24 protein-coding genes are annotated in these 21,580 nt (G+C 44.1%); 18 read left to right on the top strand and 6 right to left on the bottom strand.

Annotation, left to right across the window (positions count from 1 at the left end; genetic code table 11):
- The first annotated feature begins 167 nt into the window (after positions 1 to 167).
- Positions 168 to 1,190, top strand: a complete 1,023-nt coding sequence (locus LP107_RS09705) for a tyrosine recombinase XerC (protein WP_420029520.1) — start codon at positions 168 to 170, stop codon at positions 1,188 to 1,190.
- Here LP107_RS09705 and LP107_RS09700 read toward each other — a convergent pair whose 3' ends face one another.
- Positions 1,191 to 2,057, bottom strand: coding sequence for a nitrilase-related carbon-nitrogen hydrolase (locus LP107_RS09700; RefSeq protein WP_264676165.1), 867 nt, complete (start codon positions 2,055 to 2,057; stop codon positions 1,191 to 1,193).
- 308 nt (positions 2,058 to 2,365) lie between these two features.
- Here LP107_RS09700 and rpoN point away from each other — a divergent pair, with 308 nt between their 5' ends.
- Entirely contained in the window at positions 2,366 to 3,967 is a 1,602-nt protein-coding gene (rpoN, locus tag LP107_RS09695; protein WP_264682773.1) for an RNA polymerase factor sigma-54, read from the top strand.
- Between the two features lie 59 nt (positions 3,968 to 4,026).
- Here the strand turns inward: rpoN and LP107_RS09690 are convergent, their stop codons facing one another.
- Entirely contained in the window at positions 4,027 to 4,491 is a 465-nt protein-coding gene (locus LP107_RS09690; protein ID WP_112742014.1) for a DUF4124 domain-containing protein, read from the bottom strand.
- Positions 4,492 to 5,072: 581 nt separating this feature from the next.
- Between LP107_RS09690 and LP107_RS09685 the strand changes: the two genes are divergently transcribed.
- From LP107_RS09685 to ilvC, 5 genes are all read left to right on the top strand, one after another.
- A complete protein-coding gene (locus LP107_RS09685; RefSeq protein ID WP_228157831.1) occupies positions 5,073 to 6,791 on the top strand; it encodes an acetolactate synthase 3 large subunit in 1,719 nt (572 codons plus the stop codon).
- Entirely contained in the window at positions 6,791 to 7,303 is a 513-nt protein-coding gene (gene ilvN, locus LP107_RS09680) for an acetolactate synthase small subunit (protein WP_078274121.1), read from the top strand. Before LP107_RS09685 ends, ilvN begins: the two co-directional genes overlap by 1 nt.
- Positions 7,303 to 7,587, top strand: coding sequence for a putative quinol monooxygenase (locus LP107_RS09675; RefSeq protein ID WP_078274120.1), 285 nt, complete (start codon positions 7,303 to 7,305; stop codon positions 7,585 to 7,587). The genes ilvN and LP107_RS09675 overlap by 1 nt, the downstream gene beginning before the upstream one ends.
- A gap of 15 nt (positions 7,588 to 7,602) precedes the next feature.
- Positions 7,603 to 7,860: a hypothetical protein gene (locus LP107_RS09670; protein WP_078274119.1), complete on the top strand. Its 258-nt coding sequence runs from the start codon at positions 7,603 to 7,605 to the stop codon at positions 7,858 to 7,860.
- 440 nt (positions 7,861 to 8,300) lie between these two features.
- A complete protein-coding gene (gene ilvC / locus LP107_RS09665; RefSeq protein WP_112742015.1) occupies positions 8,301 to 9,323 on the top strand; it encodes a ketol-acid reductoisomerase in 1,023 nt (340 codons plus the stop codon).
- Positions 9,324 to 9,363: 40 nt separating this feature from the next.
- Here the strand turns inward: ilvC and LP107_RS09660 are convergent, their stop codons facing one another.
- The gene (locus LP107_RS09660) at positions 9,364 to 9,933 is read right to left on the bottom strand and encodes a hypothetical protein (RefSeq protein ID WP_264676167.1); all 570 of its coding nucleotides are present in this window, start codon (positions 9,931 to 9,933) and stop codon (positions 9,364 to 9,366) included.
- Positions 9,934 to 9,940: 7 nt separating this feature from the next.
- On the opposite strand from LP107_RS09660, the gene LP107_RS09655 reads away from it, so the two are divergent.
- From LP107_RS09655 to LP107_RS09625, 7 genes are all read left to right on the top strand, one after another.
- On the top strand, positions 9,941 to 10,075 hold the full coding sequence (locus LP107_RS09655) for a hypothetical protein (protein ID WP_264676168.1): 135 nt from the start codon (positions 9,941 to 9,943) through the stop codon (positions 10,073 to 10,075).
- A 30-nt stretch (positions 10,076 to 10,105) separates the two neighbouring features.
- Positions 10,106 to 10,546, top strand: coding sequence for a hypothetical protein (locus LP107_RS09650; protein ID WP_112742019.1), 441 nt, complete (start codon positions 10,106 to 10,108; stop codon positions 10,544 to 10,546).
- A 291-nt stretch (positions 10,547 to 10,837) separates the two neighbouring features.
- Positions 10,838 to 11,050 (top strand): cold-shock protein, encoded by a 213-nt coding sequence (locus LP107_RS09645; RefSeq protein WP_078274114.1) that lies wholly within the window; start codon positions 10,838 to 10,840, stop codon positions 11,048 to 11,050.
- A 300-nt stretch (positions 11,051 to 11,350) separates the two neighbouring features.
- Positions 11,351 to 12,100: an electron transfer flavoprotein subunit beta/FixA family protein gene (locus tag LP107_RS09640; RefSeq protein ID WP_112742023.1), complete on the top strand. Its 750-nt coding sequence runs from the start codon at positions 11,351 to 11,353 to the stop codon at positions 12,098 to 12,100.
- Positions 12,101 to 12,241: 141 nt separating this feature from the next.
- Entirely contained in the window at positions 12,242 to 13,174 is a 933-nt protein-coding gene (locus LP107_RS09635) for an electron transfer flavoprotein subunit alpha/FixB family protein (RefSeq protein ID WP_112742025.1), read from the top strand.
- 133 nt (positions 13,175 to 13,307) lie between these two features.
- A complete protein-coding gene (locus LP107_RS09630) occupies positions 13,308 to 14,132 on the top strand; it encodes a threonine/serine exporter family protein (RefSeq protein ID WP_078274340.1) in 825 nt (274 codons plus the stop codon).
- Positions 14,132 to 14,593: a threonine/serine exporter family protein gene (locus LP107_RS09625; protein WP_079324232.1), complete on the top strand. Its 462-nt coding sequence runs from the start codon at positions 14,132 to 14,134 to the stop codon at positions 14,591 to 14,593. The genes LP107_RS09630 and LP107_RS09625 overlap by 1 nt, the downstream gene beginning before the upstream one ends.
- Here LP107_RS09625 and LP107_RS09620 read toward each other — a convergent pair whose 3' ends face one another.
- Together LP107_RS09620 and rsmG are read right to left on the bottom strand one after the other, a co-directional pair.
- Positions 14,594 to 15,346, bottom strand: a complete 753-nt coding sequence (locus LP107_RS09620) for a ParA family protein (protein ID WP_112742028.1) — start codon at positions 15,344 to 15,346, stop codon at positions 14,594 to 14,596.
- 68 nt (positions 15,347 to 15,414) lie between these two features.
- A complete protein-coding gene (gene rsmG, locus LP107_RS09615) occupies positions 15,415 to 16,077 on the bottom strand; it encodes a 16S rRNA (guanine(527)-N(7))-methyltransferase RsmG (protein WP_410173934.1) in 663 nt (220 codons plus the stop codon).
- A gap of 82 nt (positions 16,078 to 16,159) precedes the next feature.
- Here rsmG and LP107_RS09610 point away from each other — a divergent pair, with 82 nt between their 5' ends.
- On the top strand, positions 16,160 to 18,538 hold the full coding sequence (locus LP107_RS09610; RefSeq protein WP_264676169.1) for a Lon protease family protein: 2,379 nt from the start codon (positions 16,160 to 16,162) through the stop codon (positions 18,536 to 18,538).
- Between the two features lie 240 nt (positions 18,539 to 18,778).
- Here LP107_RS09610 and LP107_RS09605 read toward each other — a convergent pair whose 3' ends face one another.
- The gene (locus tag LP107_RS09605; protein WP_112742032.1) at positions 18,779 to 19,372 is read right to left on the bottom strand and encodes a 4'-phosphopantetheinyl transferase family protein; all 594 of its coding nucleotides are present in this window, start codon (positions 19,370 to 19,372) and stop codon (positions 18,779 to 18,781) included.
- A 166-nt stretch (positions 19,373 to 19,538) separates the two neighbouring features.
- Between LP107_RS09605 and nth the strand changes: the two genes are divergently transcribed.
- The 3 genes from nth (at position 19,539) to LP107_RS09590 (ending at position 21,545) form a co-directional block, all read left to right on the top strand.
- The gene (gene nth, locus LP107_RS09600) at positions 19,539 to 20,186 is read left to right on the top strand and encodes an endonuclease III (protein WP_078274346.1); all 648 of its coding nucleotides are present in this window, start codon (positions 19,539 to 19,541) and stop codon (positions 20,184 to 20,186) included.
- Positions 20,168 to 20,671, top strand: a complete 504-nt coding sequence (locus tag LP107_RS09595; protein ID WP_078274334.1) for a hypothetical protein — start codon at positions 20,168 to 20,170, stop codon at positions 20,669 to 20,671. Before nth ends, LP107_RS09595 begins: the two co-directional genes overlap by 19 nt.
- A gap of 85 nt (positions 20,672 to 20,756) precedes the next feature.
- A complete protein-coding gene (locus LP107_RS09590) occupies positions 20,757 to 21,545 on the top strand; it encodes a Frag1/DRAM/Sfk1 family protein (RefSeq protein WP_264676170.1) in 789 nt (262 codons plus the stop codon).
- Positions 21,546 to 21,580 lie beyond the last annotated feature (35 nt).

Here is a 21,580-nt window from a genome sequence, read left to right as displayed (position 1 = left end):
CCACCCAAATAATTTGCCCGATATTTATCCAATGCTTATCTAGCATTTATCCAATAATAGCCATAGCCATGAGACTGTCCGCCATTTTAAACGAAACCCGCTCCGCCCAATCATCCAGTGGCGTTCATCCGCCAAGCCTAGCTAGGCAAGCAGAGCAGGCTCATGACATGCCCATTAGCCATGATACAGACCCAAGACAAACCACAGCTCAGACTCTGCTATCAGCGATAGAGCGTTGGCTGTCGTCACTGACAGGGCAGAATTATTCGCCCCACACGCTGTCGGCGTATCGGGCGAGCATGCACCGCTTTGGCGAGTTTTTGGGGCGTTATGGCGTGGACTGGCAGGACTGTCGCCCCAAGGATTTGGAGTGGTATGTCGTGACACGGTTGGAGCAGGATAGGGTGCAGACGGCGAGTGTCAAACGGGACATTTCTGCCATCAAGCGGTTTTATCAGTTTGCCATCAACGAGCAGGAGCGGACAACAGACGACAAAGCGAGTATCTGTAACCCGACCATCGGTTATCGCCTAAAATCCGCTCCCAAGCCCTTGCCTGTGGTGTTGGATGTGGATTTGATGACACAGCTTTTGGAGCAAGCCCCACCCGATGACCCCGAGCAGGCGGATTTGTGGGTGCGAGATAAGGCGATGTTTGAGCTGATGTACAGTAGCGGACTGCGTTTGGCGGAGCTGGCATCGCTTGATGTGGCGGATGTGGATTTGACCGCCAAATCGGTTAGGGTGCTGGGCAAAGGCAAAAAAATGCGTGTCGTTCCTGTTGGTACCAAGGCGATACAAGCCATCAATGCCTACCTGCCTTATCGCACATCATGGCAAGCCAAAAAAGTCGCCAAAACTGCCAAGCCTGATGACATCACGCCTGCCAGTACCGTCAAGGCGTTGTTCATCAGTGAGCGACATGGCAAAAGACTAAGCGAGCGTGCGATACAGCTTCGTCTGTCGCTGTGTGCCACTCGGGCAGGTATCGCCCAGAGTTTGCATCCACATTTGCTTCGCCACAGTTTTGCGTCGCACCTGTTGTCATCTAGTGGTGATTTGCGTGCGGTGCAGGAGCTGTTGGGGCATAGCAACCTTAGCACCACGCAGATTTATACCCATGTGGACTTTGGGTCATTGACCAAGGTTTACGACAAAACGCACCCTAGGGCGACCGCCAAAAAGCCTTAATTATAATTCCACCCGAAATTCAAATATCGGCATATTTTTACGAATATCATCTTGCTCATCTTTATCAAAATCAGCATAAATGATTATAAAGTCGCCACCGTCTGTCGTGTCTGTACCACTCACGATTTGCCCATTGGCATTGACTATCATGCCATGCCCCCATGTTTGACGGGTTTGGGGCTTGTCCTTGTGGGTAAAATGGTGCGTGCCACCTTGTGCTGAGCCGATGATGAGGCATTGACTGTCCAAGGCACGAGCGGTCAGTAAGGATTGCCAATGGGTTTTGCCTGTGGTATGGGTAAAGGCAGACGGCACAGTGATGATGTCCGCCCCCATATCTCTAATTTTTTGATAAAGCGTGGGAAATCGCACATCAAAACACACCGTTAGCCCTATGCCCACCGCCACACCGCCTAGTATGCAGTGAGCCACCACGGGCGTATCGCCTGCTTCAAAGGTGCGACCTTCATCATAACTGCCCACGCCGTCCGCCACCGACGCCCGAAACAGATGGATTTTGTCATAGCGGGTGATGAGCGTGCCTGTATTGTCAAACAGTAGGCTAGATTGGCGAAATTTGCCGTCTAATTTACCATCTATGGGCGTGCCATCAGGGTGAGTAGGGTAGGGGAGTGTGCCTGCTAAGATATGAATGTCGGTATCACGGGCAAGACGTGCATAAAAAGCCACCATTTCATCAAAACGGCTGGCAAGCTCTTTTTGCGACCCCATGACGCAGGCATTTTCGGGCAAAACCGCCAAATCCGCCCCGCTGTCTTTGGCGACAGAGACAGCCTGTTTGATAATGGCTAGATTGTTATCAATGTTATCTTGGGAATTTAGCTGAATGTTGGCAATTTTTGGCATGGTTGTCCTTACTGGCAAATAACTTTGAATTTATTATAAAGCCATTTATCAAGCTAGGCAACTTTTGGACAAATTTGGGGTAACTTGATGGTTGGTGTAATGTTTATGATGGATGGGGTTGTGATGGGATTTTAGGCAGGAAAATGAGTTATAAAATAACAATAATGGGCGTTATTGGGGTGTTATGTCGTAAAATTTACGCCTTTTAGCAAAATCTATGCAAAAATTATGCCAAAATGTTGTAAAATTTAAAAGTTGGTAGATATTTTAAATTGGTAGATGTTAATAAGTAGGACAGTAGTACACCCATGGGCCTCTCATTTGGCTTGGGCGTTGGCTTAAACCAATCCCAAAAACTCACCCCACAAATGCAACAGGCGATTCGTCTGCTGGCTTTGTCGCACCTTGAATTAGAGCAAGAAGTGCAGATGAAGCTGGACAGCAACCCTTTGCTTGAACAGGTTGATGAGAGTTTTGAGGTAGAGTTTGACCGTGATGAGCTAAGTTTGGATGACTGGACGGATAATAATTGGCAAAAAAATGACAGTCAAGACTCAGATGGTTTTGATGAGCCCTTTGAAAGTGACAGTTATGACAAACTGACTGAATCGGGGCTGGATGACGGGGCGATGGACAGCGACTGGGATAATGTCTATACCCCTGATTTTGAGTATGATGGCGACTTTGGTGCATCGGGCAGGCATGATGATGAGCATGAGTTTTTAGGGGCGACTCATACTAGCATTCAAGAACACGTACGTTTTCAGATGAATTTTAGTCCCATGAACGCCAAAGAGTCGCTGATTTTGGATTATTTGCTGGATGCCATGGATGAGATGGGTTATATCCGTTTGGGCGTGGATGAGCTGTATCAGAATTTGGCGACCCTTGCCAGCTTTTATCAGTGGGAAGAGGTGGTTAGCCCGCCTGAGATTGTTTCGGTATTACAACGCATTCAGGCGTGTTCGCCAACGGGCGTGGGGGCGAGAAACTTGCCTGAGTGCCTAAGATTGCAACTTGACGAGCTGACCAAAGATGACCCTGATTTGCCTTTTGCCGATGAAGCTTATATGGTGCTTGGGGCAACCACTCATTTGGAGACGAACAACATCAAGGCACTCATGCAGGATACCGACCTAAGTTCTGCCGAGATAAAAGGGGCGATGGCGATTATCCGCAGTCTTAATCCCGAGCCTGCTTCTGAGTTTTATAAAAATGAAAGTAGTATTGACCAAAGTATTGATATTCCTGATATTTTAGTCATCGCCTTAGAAGAGACCAAAGGCAGATATGCCAAAAAATCTTTGGTTAATGTCGCCGATACCGACGCATGGCGAGTGGTACTAAACCAAGACATTATCCCCAATTTACAAATCAATCAAGAATACGCCAGTCTCATCAAAAAAGGTGATGATGGCGATGATAATGTTTATCTTAAAGATAAACTAAATGATGCTCGTCTGTTCATTCGCAGTATCGATGAACGCAACCAAAACTTACTTAAAGTGGCAAGTTGTATCGTTCGCCGTCAGCAGGGGTTTTTGGAGCGGGGCGTGGAAGCGATGATTCCTTTGACCCTAAAAAATGTCGCCGATGAGATTGGACTGCATGAGTCCACCGTCTCACGACTGACCACTAATAAGACCATGTTTACCCCACAGGGTTTATACCCCTTAAAATACTTTTTCTCATCTAGTGTGGATAGTGAAGATGGCGAGATGTCATCAATCGCCATCCCTGCCCAAATTCAAAGCATGATTCAAAATGAAGACCCCAAAAAACCTCTGTCAGATGCTTATATTACTGGCGTGTTAGAAGGGCAGGGCGTGAGTATTTCACGGCGAACCGTGACTAAGTACCGTGAAGCGATGGGGATTTTGCCATCAACATTGCGTAAGCAAAAAATTTAAGTAAAAAATAAACCCTACAACTTGATGGTGGTAGGGTTTGGTATAGGGTGACTGAAAAGTTAGACGCCTTGACAGTATTGGTCAATCATCTGTTGATGGCGTTGACGACGTGAACTAATCTCTTGGTCGTTAAGATAGACTTTTTCGCCATTGGCGTTGGTTTCAAAGATACGCCCACCAATGGTTAGGTTGGCAAAGTTAGTACGCAGTGATTGACAGCGATTGGCAAGCTCTTGGTTTTGTAGAGCTTTATTTTGCTGTTCTAAGTCGGCAATACGCTGAGCTTCTGACGTTGGAGCAGGGGCAGGCGTGGCAGGCTGTTGTGCCAGTTGTCCTGCGTCAGCGGTGCGTCCATCGCTACGCATCTCTAATATTTGAAAGTTTTGGGTGTCTTTGGGTTGCATTTGGCTATAGCGTACTTCGCCATGTTTACCCACGCTTTTGTAAACCGTGGTGGTGTTGGCGTTGGCGGTAATACCAAAAGTGGCAATGCTAAGTAGGGCAGTTAAAGTATGAATTTTCATGAAAAGTCCTTAATGTTGGATGATGTCAAACACATCTCCACAGTCGGCAAAAAATAATGCTAATATTGCAACAAAACCACGATAAAATCAAGACCGATTAGGCAAATAAATGCGGTATTTGTCGCTTTTTGGCAAAATTTGGCGTGATTTGAAAAAATTAACAATAATCTTTAAAAAAGTATTGGCAAAAGCGAAATTTTAGGGTAAGATAGCAAAATCTTAGTTTTAATAACTAAATTTGTCAAAAGTTTTTTTAACTTATAAAAATTAGTTATATAAGTCAGCGTTTTTTATATCAAAAAAGACGTTTGTTAAGCCCAAGCGAATAAATTACCGTTTATTCATACCGACTTAACATTGCCCAAGACTTACCGGTCTGCAAGACGATATTTTCATCTTTTTGTCAGTCCTTGTACCACGTCTTTGGTAAGTTGTTTTGTTTCACCCCATTTGGGAAAAGGATTGATATGACAGAGCAAACCACCCAAGTCCCCAACATGACGGGGCATACTCAGACGGCAGACGTTGCCAAACATTTCCATGAAAATCAAGCCAAACTTGCCCGTGGCGAAACCGTTGCCATGAGCGGGGCAGAACTGCTTGTGCAAGCCTTAGTTGATGAAGGTGTGACCCATATCTTTGGCTATCCTGGCGGGGCGGTGCTACATATCTATGATGCCCTATTTAAGCAAGACAAAATTGAGCATATCCTAGTTCGCCACGAGCAAGCGGCAGGACACATGGCTGACGCTTATAGCCGTGTTACAGGACGTACAGGTGTGGTGCTAGCCACGTCAGGGCCGGGCGTTACCAACACCGTAACCGCCATTGCCACAGCGTTCATGGACTCCATTCCTATGGTGGTATTGGCAGGGCAAGTGCCAAGCACGCTGATTGGCGATGATGCCTTTCAAGAATGCGACATGATTGGCGTGTCTCGCCCTGTGGTCAAGCACAGCTTTGTTGTGCGTAACCCTGCCGAGATTCCCACGATTATCAAAAAAGCCTTTTTTATCGCAAGCTCAGGCAGACCTGGCCCTGTGGTGGTGGACATTCCAAAGGACATGACGAACCCTGCCGATAAATTTGACTATTTTATGCCAAGCGAGATTCACATTCGCTCTTATCAGCCAACATCAAAAGGACATGGCGGTCAAATCAAAAAAGCCCTAGACGTGTTACTGTCTGCCAAACGCCCTGTACTCTACTCTGGCGGTGGCGTGGTGCAAGGTAATGCCAGCGATGAGCTTCGTGAACTTGCCAATTTGTTAAATTTGCCCGTTACCAACACGCTCATGGGACTAGGGGCATATCCTGCCACGAGCGAGCAATTTGTCGGTATGCTTGGCATGCACGGCACTTATGAAGCCAATATGACCATGCACCATGCGGACGTTATTTTGGCGGTGGGAGCAAGGTTTGATGACCGTGTTACCAACAACGTCAAAAAATTCTGCCCAAACGCTACCATTATCCACATTGACATTGACCCAACGTCTATCTCAAAAACCATTAACGCTCATATCCCTATTGTGGGCGATGTCAAGCCTGTCTTGACCGAAATGGTAAGCATTGTCAAATCTAGCGACAAACGCCTAGACGAGCACGCCCTTGCCGACTGGTGGACGCAAATAGGCGAATGGCGTAAGCGTCATGGTCTGCGTTATGGCGATGACACGGACGCCGATGTTCATGCGATCATGCCCCAACGTGTTGTTGAAACGCTGTGTAAATTGACAGACGGTAAAGCAATGATTACCTCCGATGTCGGTCAGCACCAAATGTTCGCAGCCCTTTATTATAAATATGACAAGCCACGCCAATGGCTAAACTCTGGCGGACTTGGCACCATGGGTGTGGGCTTGCCTTATGCCATGGCAGCAAAACTTGCCTATCCCGAAAAAACGGTCGTCTGTATCACAGGCGAAGGCTCCATTCAGATGAATATCCAAGAGCTATCAACGTGCTTGCAGTATAATTTGCCTGTTAAGATTTTAAATTTAAACAACGCCCAACTTGGTATGGTAAAACAATGGCAAGATATGCTGTACGAAGGTCGCCATGCTCAAAGTTATATGAAATCGTTGCCTGATTTTGTCAAACTTGCCGAAAGCTATGGGCATAAAGGCGTAAAAATTACGAGTCCTGCTACTATGGAGGAGGAGCTAAAAGAAGCCCTAGAAATGGACGGTTTGGTATTTATTGATGTGTATGTGGACAGAAGTGAGCACGTCTATCCCATGCAAGTGGCAGGGCAGTCCATGCGTGATATGTGGTTATCAAAAGGGGAGCGTACCTAATGGCACAGTTACAAAAACACTTGATTTCGGTACTTATGGAAAACGAAGCAGGCTCGCTGTCTCGTGTGGTGGGGCTGTTTAGTCAGCGTGGCTACAACATTGATACGCTAAACGTTGCCGCTACCGAAGACCCGACATTATCACGGCTTACCCTGACCACGATTACGACCGCCGATAAGATTGAGCAGATTACCAAACAACTTCATAAACTCATTGAAGTGGTCAAAGTCCAAAATCTGTCCGAAGTCTCTGGCGGTAGTCAGATTGAGCGTGAGCTGATGCTTATCAAGGTGCGAGCGACAGGAGCATACCGTGAAGAAGTGCACCGCACGGCAGACATATTCCGAGCCCAAATCGTGGATGTATCGGCAAACCTTTACACCATTCTTATCACAGGGGACGCAGGCAAGTTAGATGGCTTTATTGAAGTCATCGGACGAGATAAAATCCTAGAAGTGGTACGCTCTGGCGTGATTGGTATTGCAAGGGGCGAGCGGACGCTTTCTTTGTGATGGCAAAAGTTGTCTTAAAAGGTCATATCATCATTCCTAAAACCAATCGGCAAGTTATTTTAGATGAACTTAAAAAGCACATTGACTTAACATGCCAAGAAAGTGGTTGTTTGATATTTCAAATCACACAAGACAACAGCGATGCCGATAAGTTTTGGGTTTATGAAGAATTTGTGAACAAAGAAGCCTTCGACTTTCATCAAGCTCGTGTGCGTTTGTCGGATTGGGGGCGTGTTTCTTGTGGTGTACAGAGATATTATGAGCCTTTGATTGTTGTTGATTGATTTTGCGAGAAAAATATGATCGTAGAATTGGCAAGCCTACCACTTGCGGTGCAGACTTATATTCAAAATGAGCAGAAAGTACAGCTTGTTGTGCAAGGCGAACAGGTGTATTTAACGCTCTTACATCAATTTGCATCAAAGTTAAAAACCTCAGGTTTGCTTGCTCATTTGAACATTCATACCGATGATGATTTTTGGTTTGAGCCAATGAGTGAAGAAGAATTGGCTTGGTGGAATGGCGATAAAACCGATAAATATGGCATTAGTTTATGAGATATTTGTTGGATACGCACACGCGGTTTGGTGGTGGACACAGCAAGATAGTTTGTCAAAAACTGCTTTGCAAACCATTATTAGTCCATACAATCACATTTTTGTTAGTCCTATTAACCTTTGGGAGGTGAGCATTAAATACCATAAAGGTAAATGGGATGAAGCAAAATTGGTAATTCGTGATTTTGAAAAATTGGTGTAGGTAAATAAGTTTGAAGTAATGCCTATTAAATTACAACACGCACGCCTAGCAGGATAATTTCAAGAAAGCCATGCCGACTCTTTTGATAGAATGCTTGTTGCTCAAGCAATGAGTGAAAATTTAACTTTAATTAGCAAAGACAGTAAATTAACTGAGTTTAATGTGAATTTGCTTTGGTAAATAATTCAACCCCCGCCCCCTGATATTTATCTATGGGCATTATTTTAAGGAAACTCGTATGAGCTTAAATGTGTATTATGACAAAGATTGTGATTTGTCTATCATTCAAGGCAAAAAAGTTGCCATCATCGGCTATGGCTCACAAGGTCATGCTCATGCCTTGAACCTAAAAGACTCAGGCGTTGATGTGACTGTAGGCCTGCGTGCTGGCTCTGCTTCTTGGAAAAAAGCCGAGAACGCTGGTCTAAAAGTTGCCGAAACCGCCGATGCGGTCGCTGGTGCGGACGTTGTCATGATTTTGACCCCTGATGAATTTCAGCGTCAGCTTTATAAAGAGACCATTGAGCCAAATATCAAACAAGGTGCAACCCTTGCTTTTGCTCACGGTTTTGCCATTCATTACAACCAAGTTGAGCCCCGTGCCGACCTTGATGTGATTATGGTTGCCCCAAAAGCCCCTGGTCATACCGTACGTTCTGAGTTTGTTAAAGGCGGTGGTATCCCTGACCTTATCGCCATCTGGCGTGATGTGTCAGGTTCTGCTAAGCAACTTGCTTTGTCTTATGCTTGTGGTGTGGGCGGTGGTCGCTCTGGCATCATCGAGACGACCTTTAAAGACGAAACCGAAACCGACCTATTTGGCGAACAAGCCGTTCTTTGCGGTGGTGCGGTTGAGCTTGTCAAAATGGGCTTTGAGACCCTGGTAGAAGCAGGTTACGCCCCTGAAATGGCGTATTTTGAGTGCTTGCACGAATTGAAGTTGATTGTAGATTTGATGTACGAAGGCGGTATTGCCGACATGAACTACTCAATTTCTAACAACGCTGAGTTTGGCGAGTATGTGACAGGCGTAGAAGTCATCAACGAGCAGTCCCGCGCGGCCATGCGTAACGCGCTAAAACGCATCCAATCAGGCGAATACGCTAAGATGTTTATCAGCGAGGGTCAGCTAAACTATCCGTCTATGACTGCCCGTCGCCGTAACACTGCCGAGCATGAAATTGAAAAAACTGGGGCGAAACTTCGTGCGATGATGCCTTGGATTGGCGGTAACAAAATCATTGATAAAGAGAAAAACTGATTTTCTTTTCATGGTCAATCAAAACAGCCGTCCGATTCGCTCAGAGTTGGGCGGTTGTTTTTTGCCCGCCACAATCCAAAGAGTGGTTTTGGCGGGCAAAACAATCATCATGAGTCATTATCATTTCTTTATCATGAATGCGATAGCGAATGGTAATCGTTTGATTATCATGATGAATGAGCGTGGCTTGTTGAATGGATATGGTTCTTTCATCAAATTGCAGTTTGTCTAATCCTGTGGTTTTTTCAATGATATGATAAAAGATTGGGCGGGAGATGATTTTTTCAAAGATGACGTATTGCCTTTGATAAATATAAACTCTGGGCATGGATAAGGGTTGATGCTGGGTCATTTCCAAACGATAATCATCATTGATAGATAGTCTTTGATAATCACCAAATGTCCCAATAAAATTTAAAAAAGCAAAAAATACAATGCCCATGGGCAATAAACTTAATACCACTAAAACACCCAATGCCGATAAATAGATTTTGGTCAATTTATGTTGCCAATGATAAATCAAGATAAATACCGTATGAATGAGCCAAATCCATGCGATGATTTTTTCTGTCCAATAACCTGCGAATTGATAACCATAGCAATTGAGCAAAAAAGAAATGACAAATAATAAACTGATGATAAAATACAATAATAAAGACAGTTTCATCGGAGTTGTGTGTGGTGGTTTGGTCTATCATACCAAAGATTTGATAAAATTCACACCTTGCCACCACGCCCCAATCAAGGTATAATTGCCCATTTATCTGATTTGTAGCCCACGCATGATAACGCATAACTTTCTACATTTTTTAAACAGCCTTTCTGATTTGTCCATTTTATATGTGTTGGCAAGTTTGGTGATTGCGGTGTTGACGTGGGTGGAATCGGCTTGGGTAACAAAAAACAAAGGCAAACTTCCCCAAAGTACCGCCTTTGCTATAATCAGCATTTTGACATCGTCATGGTTCATCATCTCGGGCGTGGCGTTGTATTTTTTGGAATTTCAGGGCTTACTCATTTGTGTGCCTGTGGTTTATGGTGTGTATTCGCTCACGAGCTGGTTTGTTGGTATGCGTCTTATGGGCGATGATTTGCCAGACGACCCCAAAGACATCGTCTTGTCCACCAAATACCTAACTTATACGCAGTCGTTTGCCCTTGTCTTTGCTGTGCTTTGCGTGAGTATGCTTGCCTTGCCCTACACTGATTTGTCTTTTTTGTAAAATTACAAAAATAAATCCCCTTTTTGATAAAAACTTTGTTATACTAGCTGTACGGTATTTATGTACCATAGATTGTGTTTTGTTCGCCTTGTGCGAAAAAACGACTTTGATAACTTGCGGACGAGTGCTGGTATCAGGGCGTATGTTAGATTTATTACTGAACCATTAAGGCAGCTTATCGGTTTGATATAGAGTTTAAGCGTCGTATCTTTAACTTATTTTGCGGTTTTGGCAACATAAATATTTTCACGGCATTTTGCCATTATTTCCCCATTTTCAAGGAAAATTCTCATGTCAAACAAAGTTACTGGTACTGTTAAATGGTTCAATGAAGCCAAAGGTTTTGGTTTTATCGCCCAAGATACAGGTGGTCAAGACGTATTCGCCCATTACAGTGCCATTACTGGTTCTGGTTTTAAAACCTTAGCCGAAGGTCAAAAAGTGGCGTTCATTCTAGGCGAAGGCAAAAAAGGCCCACAAGCCGAAGAGATTGAAAAAATCTAATTGCCAATATCATTGGCTAAGCACTCAAAGTAATTTGGGTGCTTTTTGTTTTTGTTATTTGGCAATGTATTTTGGAAAAGCGTGTAGCAAATTGCAATTTGCCCTTGTGACCCTTGTGGTACATGATTTTAAAAGAATGCCATTTTCTATTATCCAAACACCCCAAAAAGAAAAATGACTGCTCATTCACGTTAAGTATTTGACCAAAATTTGTAAATTTTAGACAATCTAGCATGGCATAAAGCTGATAAATGTGATATATTTTTATTAAATTTTTAAAACTCAAAAAACGGAGTAACCATGAAAGTATTAGTTGCTGTCAAGCGTGTTGTTGACCACAACGTCAAAGTGCGTGTTAAAGCAGATGAGTCTGGCGTAGACTTGACCAACGCCAAGATGAGCGTAAACCCATTTTGTGAAATCGCCATTGAAGAAGCGGTTCGCTTAAAGGAGGCGGGCGTGGCAAGCGAGATTATCGCTGTATCTATCGGCACCAGCCAATCGCAAGAGCAGTTGCGTTCGGCATTAGCATTAGGTGCTGACCGTGGGGTATTGGTTGAGACAGACGCCAAACCATATCCGCTACAAGTCGCCAAAATCCTAAAAGGCGTGGCAGAAGCCGAGGGGGCGGAGCTTATCCTACTCGGCAAGCAAGCCATTGATGACGACAACAACCAAACAGGGCAAATGCTGGCGGCACTTATGGGTGTCGGTCAGGGTACTTTTGCGTCCGAAGTGGTGGTAGAAGGTGGTGCGGTCAAAGTAACTCGTGAGATTGACGGTGGTTTGCAAACCGTGAATTTGCCACTGCCTGCGGTCGTTACCACAGACTTACGTCTTAACGAACCACGTTTTCCAAAACTGCCTAACATCATGGCTGCCAAGAAAAAGCCACTAGATACCAAAACTCCTGCGGATTTTGGCGTGGACATGACATCTAAACTGACCACATTAAAAGTCAAAGCCTCTGCCGAACGCAGTGCAGGTGTGAAAGTAGGTAGCGTTGATGAGCTGATTGATAAGCTTAAAAACGAAGCAAAAGTAATTTAATGCCTTCCCCATAAGTCCTATTACTTCGTCAAACTCGCCGTGTACTATATTGTACAACTTCGCTCGTTTTTTTCGTACTAGAACTTATGGCTTTGGCATTACCTTTATAAAAGTTACACAAAATTATTTAAGGATACAACCATGACCGTATTAGTTTATGCTGAACACGACAACCAAGAATTAAAATCGGCGACCCTTGCCACAATTACCGCCGCCAGTCAAATTGACAGCGACATTCACGTATTAGTTGCAGGTTCAAACGCCCAAGCCGTTGCCGACAGTGTCGCCCAAGTGGCAGGCGTGAATAAAGTGCTACTTGCTGATAATCCTGCTTTTGCCAATGCCCTTGCCGAAAACATCGCTCCACTGGTGGTGGAGCTGGCTGGTGCATATAGCCACATCATCGCTCCTGCGACCACGACAGGCAAGAACTTTTTGCCCCGTGTGGCGGCTCTGCTTGATGTGAGCATGGTATCAGACATCACGGCAGTGATTGATGCCAAGACTTTTGAGCGTCCTATCTATGCAGGTAACGCCACAGCAACCGTACAATCAGCAGAAGATAAAATCGTGCTAAGTGTGCGTGGTACGGCGTTTGATTCGGCACCTGCCACAGGCGGTAGCGCGTCTGTTGAGAGCGTGAGCGTGGGTGGCGATAGTGGCAAATCAAGCTTTGTTGGCGAAGAGCTTGCCAAATCTGACCGCCCAGAGCTAACGTCTGCCAATATCGTGGTATCAGGCGGACGTGCGTTGGCAAGTGGTGGGAACTTCACCAAATACATCGAGCCACTGGCGGACAAACTCGGTGCTGCCATGGGTGCTAGCCGTGCGGCGGTGGATGCAGGCTTTGTACCCAATGATTTGCAAGTGGGTCAAACGGGCAAAATCGTGGCTCCAAACTTGTATATCGCTGTGGGTATCTCGGGGGCGATTCAGCACCTAGCAGGTATGAAAGACTCTAAGACCATTGTGGCGATTAACACCGACCCAGAAGCTCCGATTGCGAGCGTGGCGGATTACTTCTTAGAAGCGGATTATCAAGTGGCAGTGCCTGAGCTGACTTCTAAATTATAATTGGCAGGGCTTGCCAAAAACGCATTTGATGACATCAAGTGCGTTTTTTATTAGGCAAGTCCATACTATATTTTTCGCCCATTTTAGATTACAATAACCGCCTTATTCTTAGCCATTTGCCGTTATCCCTGCCATGTCTGATGTGACACCCAAAAAACTGCCCTATCTGTCGCACGAAGAGCAACAGCGAATCACTCGCCTGTGCGTTCGCTGTGCGTTGTTGCTCATGCAGTATGGGGCGGAGTCGGTGGTTGTGGTGGATTTGACCAAACGCTTGGGCGTGGCGTTGGGGGTTGGGGGCGTGGAATGCGGACTGTCTTTTAATGCCATTACGCTCACTACGTTGTATAACGGTCATTGTATCACAACTGTACGCAATACCGTTCATCAGGGGATTAACGTGAGTATCTTGGTGCAGATTCAGCAAATTGTCCTAGATGTCGAACGCCAAAGACAAGCAGGCGGACGAGACGAGCACGCCGTTACCCACACCGAAAAGCGACTGGATAACATTGACCGCACCACATATCCCAACACGCTCATGGCGTTTTTTGTGGGCATGTCCTGTGCTTGTTTTGCTTATCTTAACGGCGGTGGTTTGGCTATCTCGCTGATAACGCTCGTGGCGGGTTTTTGTGCCATACGCACTCGCATGTATCTGTCCGCTCATCATTTTAACCCTTTTGTGGTGGTCATCATCACTGCTTTTGTGGCGACTTTACTTGGGGCGGTGGCGTACTTTTTAGAGCTTGGGGTCAATGCCGATGTGGCGGTGGCGTCTAGCGTGCTGTTACTGGTGCCGAGCTTTCCTATCATTAACGCCTTATCGGACATTTTAAAGGGGTATATCAATATGGGGGTAGGGCGGTGGATGTTTGCGACCATGCTGACGTTGTCGGCGTGCGTGGGGATTGTCATTGCCTTGATTTTGTTACGCATACCGCATTGGGGGCTGTGATGACTGTGCTAACGCTACTGACAAATGTGGGGCTGTCTTGCGTGATTACGCTGGGGTGGTGCTTGATGTTTACGCTACCTAGACGTTATGTCGGGCTATGTCTTATCATGACGGCATTGGGTTATATCACCAAAACAGGGCTGTTGGCGGTGGGGAGTCATCTGGCGGTGGCGACATTTTTTGGGGCGATGTTGCCGAGCTTTTTGGGGGTGTATTTTGCTCAGCGACATGGACTACCGCCAAAGGCACTCATCGTGCCGAGCGTGATTTTTCTCATGCCGGGTATCGTGGCGTATAAGGCAATGGTGAGTATGGTGCAGATAGGGTATTTTGGGTTTAGTATGGAGCTGTTTGTGCTGATGATGACGTACTTTTTTGAAGCGATTTTTGTTATCTCGGCATTGGTGTTAGGGCTGTCGATTCCAGGGATTTTGTTTTATCGTAGAAAGCCGATTGTGTAGTTAAGGCTGTTCCAACACTTCATTCATGAGCTGATGATAAGCAATAGCCCCCTTGGACGATTTTTCGTACTCAAAAATAGATTTGCCAAAACTTGGGGCTTCTGCCAATCGGATACTTCTTGGAATGACCGTTTTGTACAATTTTTCGCCAAAATAATTTTCAAGCTCCGCCGACACGTCTTGGGCAAGTGTACTTCGCCCGTCATACATCGTCCGCACCACGCCACGAATGTGCAGTTTGGGGTTGATTTGGGTCAGCTTTTCAATCGTATCTATCAAATCAGCAATGCCTTCTAGGGCAAAATACTCGCACTGCATGGGGATAATCACGCCGTCTGTGGCGACAAGGGCGTTCACGGTCAGCATACTCAGGCTTGGAGCGCAGTCCATGATGACATAGTCATAGTCTAGCTTGGTGTTTTTTAGGGCATTTTTTAATAAAAGCGGTGCATCCGCCACGTCCGCAAGCGACACGTCAATCCCTGCCAAATCACGGTTTGCCCCCACCACATCAAGGTGCTGACTTGCCACAATGGTTTTGACCAGTGGCACATCGTCAAGCAACACGTCCGCCACCGTATAATCGAGCTCATTTTTGTCAAGCCCCAGACTGGTTGTGGCATTGCCTTGTGCGTCAAGGTCAATGAGTAGCACACGCTTTTTGCCGATAAGTGCCAACGCACTTGCCAGATTAACCGCCGTTGTGGTTTTGGCGACACCGCCTTTTTGGTTGGCGATTGCGATAATTTCCATAAAATACCTTTACCATCAATTTGTTAAATTAGGGTAAATTACCCATACATTTTAATTTTAAAATAACTTTAACGCTTTAAATACACCACACACCGCTCATCGCTCATTTGTGGTACAAAAATGGATTTGACTTCAATTTGCCAATCTTTCAAATTTACCACATCCTCGCTTGTTGGTGTTTTGCCTTTCATGGCATATAACACGCCGTCCGTCTTTAAATAGGGCTTGGCAAGATTGACAAAATCATCAAGGCTGGCAAATGCCCGAGACGTAATGAGATCAAACGCCCCGTCAAAATCCTCAATGCGACTTGCCACAGGATTGACGTTACCAAGCCCCAACTCGCCCACCATTTGACGGATAAATCGCACCTTTTTGCCATTGCTGTCAAGGGCGGTAACGTGCCAATCGGGACGCATGATAGCGATAATCACAGACGGCAAACCTGCCCCTGTGCCAATATCTAGCACGCTTATGCCTGATTTATCAGCAAGCGGCAAATCCGCCACGATTGCCAAACAGTCCAAAATATGCTTAATAAACGCCTCTTTTGGGGCGGTAATGGCGGTGAGATTATACGCCTTTGTCCAAAGCAAAAGATTATCCAAATAGCCAAGCAGTTGTTTTATTTGCACTTCACTAAATGTTAAATTTAGCTTATCGGAGACACGCTCTAATTCACGAGCAAATTCGTCGGCATGGGCGGATATTTTATGATAAGTCATTGTTATAAAGTCAAGTTAATTTCAAATCCCCTATTTTATCACGTTTTAATCTGTTAAAATATCCCTTTTTCATATTTTAATAACAACAATGACCGACCAATTCACCCCCTACCGCCTGCCCCACACCGCCCTAAAACGCTACACCGACACCCACGCCCTACCGCCCGACAGCACGCACGCAAGCCCTGCACTGCACGACTTTGGGCAACGCCGAGCCGTCAATGCCATACAGACCGCCCTTGACATCAAGGCAAACGGCTACCACGTCTTTGCCGTGGGTGAAAACGGGCTTGGTAAACGCACACTCATCACACGTCTGCTTGCCGAGCGTGCCAAACACGAGCCGACCCCGCCCGACTTGGTCTATGTGCATAATTTTGACGCACCCCGCCACCCCGTTGCACTTACCCTGCCGAGTGGTCAAGGGGCGATTTTTGCCAAGGACATGCACAAACTTTGGCATGACCTGTATAAAAAAATCATCGCCAAATTTAATAGCATCAGCTACCAAAACAGCATTACCACCATTAAGCAATCCGCCCAAAAACAAGAAAGAAATTTGCTTGATGAAATAAACGCCACCGCCAAAAGTCATAATTTGACCTTATTGCACTCTGCCGACCAAAAAGCAGTATTTACCCCCATTGATGATAAAAAACCCATTAACAATACCACCCTTGATAAACTACAAAAAAAACTCACCAAAATAAATATAGAATTGGACAATTTAGATGATGAAGTGAACCAAAAAATAGACGAACTTCACGAAACACTTTTAATCAAAATCATCACGCCATTATTTAATCCCATTTTAAAAAAATATGATAATAAACATGATAAAAAAATCAGCCAATACTTAACCGACTATCAAAAAGATATTATAGAAAATATCCTATTTATCGTAGAGCATGATGAAGACTTTATGGTAAAAACGGCAAATATCCCTAATCGCTATTATGTCAATGTGGCGGTAAGCCACACGCCAAATAGCGGTTCGCCCATTGTCTTTGAAGATATGCCAACCCACCCCAATCTGTTGGGACATATTGAATACATCACTCAGCTTGGCACGATTTTAACGGACGCAAGCATGATACGGGCAGGGGCATTGCACAAAGCCAATGGCGGATATTTATTATTAGAAGCGTCATCGCTATTAGAGCACCCCTATGCGTGGCAAGGGTTAAAGCGAGCCTTACAATCAAAATCGCTAAGCATATCAAGCCTAGAACAAATGCTAACCCTAACAGGCTCAGTATCTTTATCGCCTGACAGCACGCCATTATCGGTAAAAGTGATATTATTGGGCGAGCCTGATTTATATTATGAATTATTAGAATTTGAACCTGAATTTAATAACCTATTTAAAATCCGAGCTGATTTTAATGACGCCTTACCACGCAATCACGACAGCGAATTATTTATCATTGGCAAAATTGCCAACATGATAAAAAAGCAAGCATTGCCCACATTTGACAATACCGCCTTTGGGGCGATATTGGACGAATTGTCCGTCTATGCCGATGATAAAGACAAATTGGATTTGCACAGCGATAGATTATTACAACTTGTGGTAGAATCGGCACGACAGTTTTATTTAAATAATTCTCATGAAAATGATAATAAAAACAATGATAAAAATATTGCCAAAACTGTTAACAAAACCCACGTCCAAAATGCCTTAGATGAGATTAAAGAACGTAAAGGCTATTTAAAAGAATTATATTGGCAAGAGATTCAAAACGGACAACAGCTTATCAATACCACAGGAAAAGTGGTCGGACAAATCAACGCCTTGACCGTGATTGTCTATGCCGACAGCGAATTTGGCTTACCTGCTCGCTTGACCGCACTCATCGCTCCTAAGTTTGGCACGGGCGAAATCCTAGACATAGAGCGAGACGTGGAGCTTGGTGGAAGTCTGCACGCCAAGGGAATGCTCATCATGACGAGCTTTTTACGCTCATTATTTAGCCAATTTGCCGAGCTTAATTTCTCAGCAAGCCTTGCCTTTGAGCAAAGTTACGCCCACATTGACGGCGACAGTGCCACGCTTGCCGAATGTGCCGTGCTGCTATCCGCCCTTGCAAATGTGCCGATAAATCAATCACTTGCAATCACAGGCTCCATGAATCAGCTTGGGGACGCTCAGGCGATTGGCGGTGTGAACGAAAAAATCATTGGCTTTTTTGACGCTTGTGCTGAGCGTGGGCTTAACGGTGAGCAAGGCGTGATTATCCCAAAAACCAACATCGGACAGCTCATGCTCCCTGATAATATCGTGGAGGCGGTAGAGCGTGGCGAGTTTCATATTTATGCGGTGAGTAGCATTTATGAAGCGTTGTTTATTTTGACCGATATGCCGATTCATGATAAAAATAAAAAAGGCGATTATAAAAAGGATACACTATTTGGCAAAATCGTAAGACGGCTTATACAATGGGAAGATGATGAAAAAGAGAAATGAAAAACTGGCATATGATTAAAGGCGTGTGCTAAGTCGTATGGTAGGGTGCGTACCACGCACCTTTTAAATAGAAAATCTTATTGGTAAGTAATACGCATCTTGCTGTAATTATAAAATAAAAATATATTCTAAAATTTGAACGTGTAGGGGTAAATTATATTCGCCCAAAACCCATAATCCACCATAGGGGAAAAATGATTTACCCCACAACACCTATTTTAAAACCCAAAAAACAAAAACCTACACCCCAACAACCCCCACCACCCCAAAATCAAATGGATATGCCACCGTTATCACGCATTCGCCGATGCAGATATTTTTAAAATAAAATTTCCCAATCTTATCATGACACACATATCCGCTATTGTCTGTCATAAATACCGCCTTTAATTCATGAAGTGGCAGCCGAATTCCCGAGCCATATGCTTTTAATACCGACTCTTTAATCGTCCAATAAGCAAACCATAATTTATCATCTTGACTATTTTGCCAAGCGTGACATTCATCATCATGAAAATAACGTTTGGCAAGGGCGTTTTTATTTAACTTGCGATTGGCATTTTCAATATCCACACCGATATTTTGAATGGTTAAACTATATATTAGAGCATAATCAGTTTGGCAATGCGATTGATTAAAATGCAGATTAGGGATATTTGCAATAAATGGTTTGCCATTATCATATTTATCATAAATGGGTATGGGTAAATGATTGTTTTGGCAAAAGTGCATTAAATGAGCATGGCGATGATTGGCGATGATTTGTTTTTTATCAAGCGGTGTTAAATCATTTGATACGATATCTGATAATGGCGTATGGTATAAATAAATCATAAGCAAGATATAAAAATGATATTGAGATTTTTAAAATAACGAGCGGTGCAGTTGTGGTATAATAATCATCAATTCTGATTTTGTCTAGCCCCTTGCCATGACCGCCAAAACCACAAAAACGAAACTCACCACCGTCAAAACTGCCGACACGCCAGCCTCTCGCCCGATGAATGCCGACAAACGTGAACGGTTTTTTGCCAAGCTGTCTGAGCATATCAAAGAGCCTGTAACTGAGCTCAACTACTCGTCCGATTTTGAGCTACTCATCGCCGTCATGCTCTCCGCCCAAGCCACCGACAAAAGCGTGAACATCGCCACCGCTCGCTTATTTGCTGTAGCGAACACGCCAAAGGCGATTTTGGATTTGGGACTGGACGGCTTAAAGAGTTATATCAACTCAATCGGACTGTACAACTCCAAGGCGACCAACGTCATCAAGACTTGCCAAGACCTGCTAGACAAGCACGGCGGACAAGTGCCACGCACCCGAGACGAGCTAGAAGCGTTGGCAGGTGTAGGTAGAAAGACCGCCAATGTCGTGCTAAATACCGCCTTTGGCGAGCCTGTCATGGCGGTAGATACGCACATTTTTCGGGTGGGCAATCGCACGGGACTTGCCACAGGCAAAACGGTGCTGGCGGTAGAGGAGGCTCTTATGACACGCATTCCTGCCAAATATCTGGTGGACGCTCATCATTATCTGATTTTGCATGGGCGTTATACTTGCATGGCTCGCTCGCCAAAATGTGGCTCGTGCGTGGTGTTTGATGAATGTATGTTTAAGGATAAGGACAAATGGGCGGATTTGGCGTAATAATTTCTAAAAAGTCAGTTAGCGTATTGGGAATATTAGCAATATGCCTATTTTCATCAGTATGTTTTGCAGGCGGAGATAATTATTCTGTTAAAATTAATCAAATCCAAACGCTTACCAAGCACAAACACATCATTTATCTTGAAAAATTATCCCCCGAACCAAGCTATCAAAATACATTTAGCGATTGTAAAGATATAAAAATTACGGTTGATTATAAATTTAAAGAAAGTAAAATCCGCCAATTTTTATTATACATTCAAGTATTATTTGGTGCTAGTTCTGAATTTCATCAAGGCGTTGAACAATTAAATGAAAATATCATCAAATTAAATCATCAGCTAACCCAAAACCCAAATGTCATTTATGAAACGGATGATGTAGAAGCCTTTCATCCTGATAAAAATAATAAATGTCATTTTTATAGCAAAACCTTAGAAGTATATGATGATAAAGAAGTGTATATTCAATTTTTTGTAAGATAAAGTGATGATAATTTACCAATCAGTAAAAATGAAAAATTGGTTTAAATAATCATTTATCATTAATTTAAATTTCATATGGATAAAAATGTTTGGATTATGGTTAAGTGTTAATTTTATTTTTCCCTTACTGGCGGTTTATTGGCTGGTCAGTCCGATATTTTTATTGCCCAAAAAACAGCTTAGCCGTATCAATGTCTTATCCATCATTATGATTATGGCTTTGTTGGATTTGGTGTGGCTTGTTATCATAGTAACAACCAAAGACGGGGTGCAAAATGCCGATTTCATCATGTTTGTGATCGGGACTGTTTTATGGATGTGTTTGGGGGCAAGGCTGTTTTATCAACATGGACAGCGTTCGGTAGCGGTCGCAAAAAGCAAACCATCAGAGCAAATAATAACAAAAACGACAGTCAATGATAAAATCACGGCATCCATGCATGATATTGATGAAAGCCAAAACAGTTATGTTGATAAAGACGAAAAATTAATTAACGACAAGCAAATCAATCATACTGATAAAGACGAAAAATTAATTAACGACAAGCAAATCAATCATACTGATAAAAACGAAAAGTTAATTAATAGTAAGCCAATCAATCATGATGATAAGAGCGGTGATGATAACAGTAATAATGATAAGATGAGCGACAATAACCATCAAAATGACATATCGGACAATGCACCATTAATACTCCAAGAATTGACATCGCAAGAATTAATGCCACAAGAAGCGTCCCAACAAAGCCTTGATAATTACAAACAGACCAACCAAAGCGATGATGATTGGCAAGCATATAAACAAAAAATGGAGCAAGCGTGGGCGGACACAAGAGTGAAGCTCACCCAAAAATCAGAACAGCATAAGAAATAAAAAGCTAAAAAACAACTGCCGATTTGGCATATCGG

The organism is Moraxella bovis, from assembly GCF_025985205.1.
Lineage (GTDB): Bacteria > Pseudomonadota > Gammaproteobacteria > Pseudomonadales > Moraxellaceae > Moraxella > Moraxella bovis.
Note: the sequence above shows the minus strand (reverse complement) of the source record. Positions and strands in the feature narration are given on the sequence as shown.

Bases quoted from the DNA above. Each gene is read 5' to 3' on its own strand.
- LP107_RS09705 (WP_420029520.1), top strand. From the start codon at position 168: ATGCCCATTAGCCATGATACAGACCCAAGACAAACCACAGCTCAGACT.
- LP107_RS09700 (WP_264676165.1), bottom strand. From the start codon at position 2,057: ATGCCAAAAATTGCCAACATTCAGCTAAATTCCCAAGATAACATTGAT.
- rpoN (WP_264682773.1), top strand. From the start codon at position 2,366: ATGGGCCTCTCATTTGGCTTGGGCGTTGGCTTAAACCAATCCCAAAAA.
- LP107_RS09690 (WP_112742014.1), bottom strand. From the start codon at position 4,491: ATGAAAATTCATACTTTAACTGCCCTACTTAGCATTGCCACTTTTGGT.
- LP107_RS09685 (WP_228157831.1), top strand. From the start codon at position 5,073: ATGAGCGGGGCAGAACTGCTTGTGCAAGCCTTAGTTGATGAAGGTGTG.
- ilvN (WP_078274121.1), top strand. From the start codon at position 6,791: ATGGCACAGTTACAAAAACACTTGATTTCGGTACTTATGGAAAACGAA.
- LP107_RS09675 (WP_078274120.1), top strand. From the start codon at position 7,303: ATGGCAAAAGTTGTCTTAAAAGGTCATATCATCATTCCTAAAACCAAT.
- LP107_RS09670 (WP_078274119.1), top strand. From the start codon at position 7,603: ATGATCGTAGAATTGGCAAGCCTACCACTTGCGGTGCAGACTTATATT.
- ilvC (WP_112742015.1), top strand. From the start codon at position 8,301: ATGAGCTTAAATGTGTATTATGACAAAGATTGTGATTTGTCTATCATT.
- LP107_RS09655 (WP_264676168.1), top strand. From the start codon at position 9,941: ATGACAAATAATAAACTGATGATAAAATACAATAATAAAGACAGTTTC.
- LP107_RS09650 (WP_112742019.1), top strand. From the start codon at position 10,106: ATGATAACGCATAACTTTCTACATTTTTTAAACAGCCTTTCTGATTTG.
- LP107_RS09645 (WP_078274114.1), top strand. From the start codon at position 10,838: ATGTCAAACAAAGTTACTGGTACTGTTAAATGGTTCAATGAAGCCAAA.
- LP107_RS09640 (WP_112742023.1), top strand. From the start codon at position 11,351: ATGAAAGTATTAGTTGCTGTCAAGCGTGTTGTTGACCACAACGTCAAA.
- LP107_RS09635 (WP_112742025.1), top strand. From the start codon at position 12,242: ATGACCGTATTAGTTTATGCTGAACACGACAACCAAGAATTAAAATCG.
- LP107_RS09630 (WP_078274340.1), top strand. From the start codon at position 13,308: ATGTCTGATGTGACACCCAAAAAACTGCCCTATCTGTCGCACGAAGAG.
- LP107_RS09625 (WP_079324232.1), top strand. From the start codon at position 14,132: ATGACTGTGCTAACGCTACTGACAAATGTGGGGCTGTCTTGCGTGATT.
- LP107_RS09620 (WP_112742028.1), bottom strand. From the start codon at position 15,346: ATGGAAATTATCGCAATCGCCAACCAAAAAGGCGGTGTCGCCAAAACC.
- LP107_RS09610 (WP_264676169.1), top strand. From the start codon at position 16,160: ATGACCGACCAATTCACCCCCTACCGCCTGCCCCACACCGCCCTAAAA.
- LP107_RS09605 (WP_112742032.1), bottom strand. From the start codon at position 19,372: ATGATTTATTTATACCATACGCCATTATCAGATATCGTATCAAATGAT.
- nth (WP_078274346.1), top strand. From the start codon at position 19,539: ATGAATGCCGACAAACGTGAACGGTTTTTTGCCAAGCTGTCTGAGCAT.
- LP107_RS09595 (WP_078274334.1), top strand. From the start codon at position 20,168: ATGGGCGGATTTGGCGTAATAATTTCTAAAAAGTCAGTTAGCGTATTG.
- LP107_RS09590 (WP_264676170.1), top strand. From the start codon at position 20,757: ATGTTTGGATTATGGTTAAGTGTTAATTTTATTTTTCCCTTACTGGCG.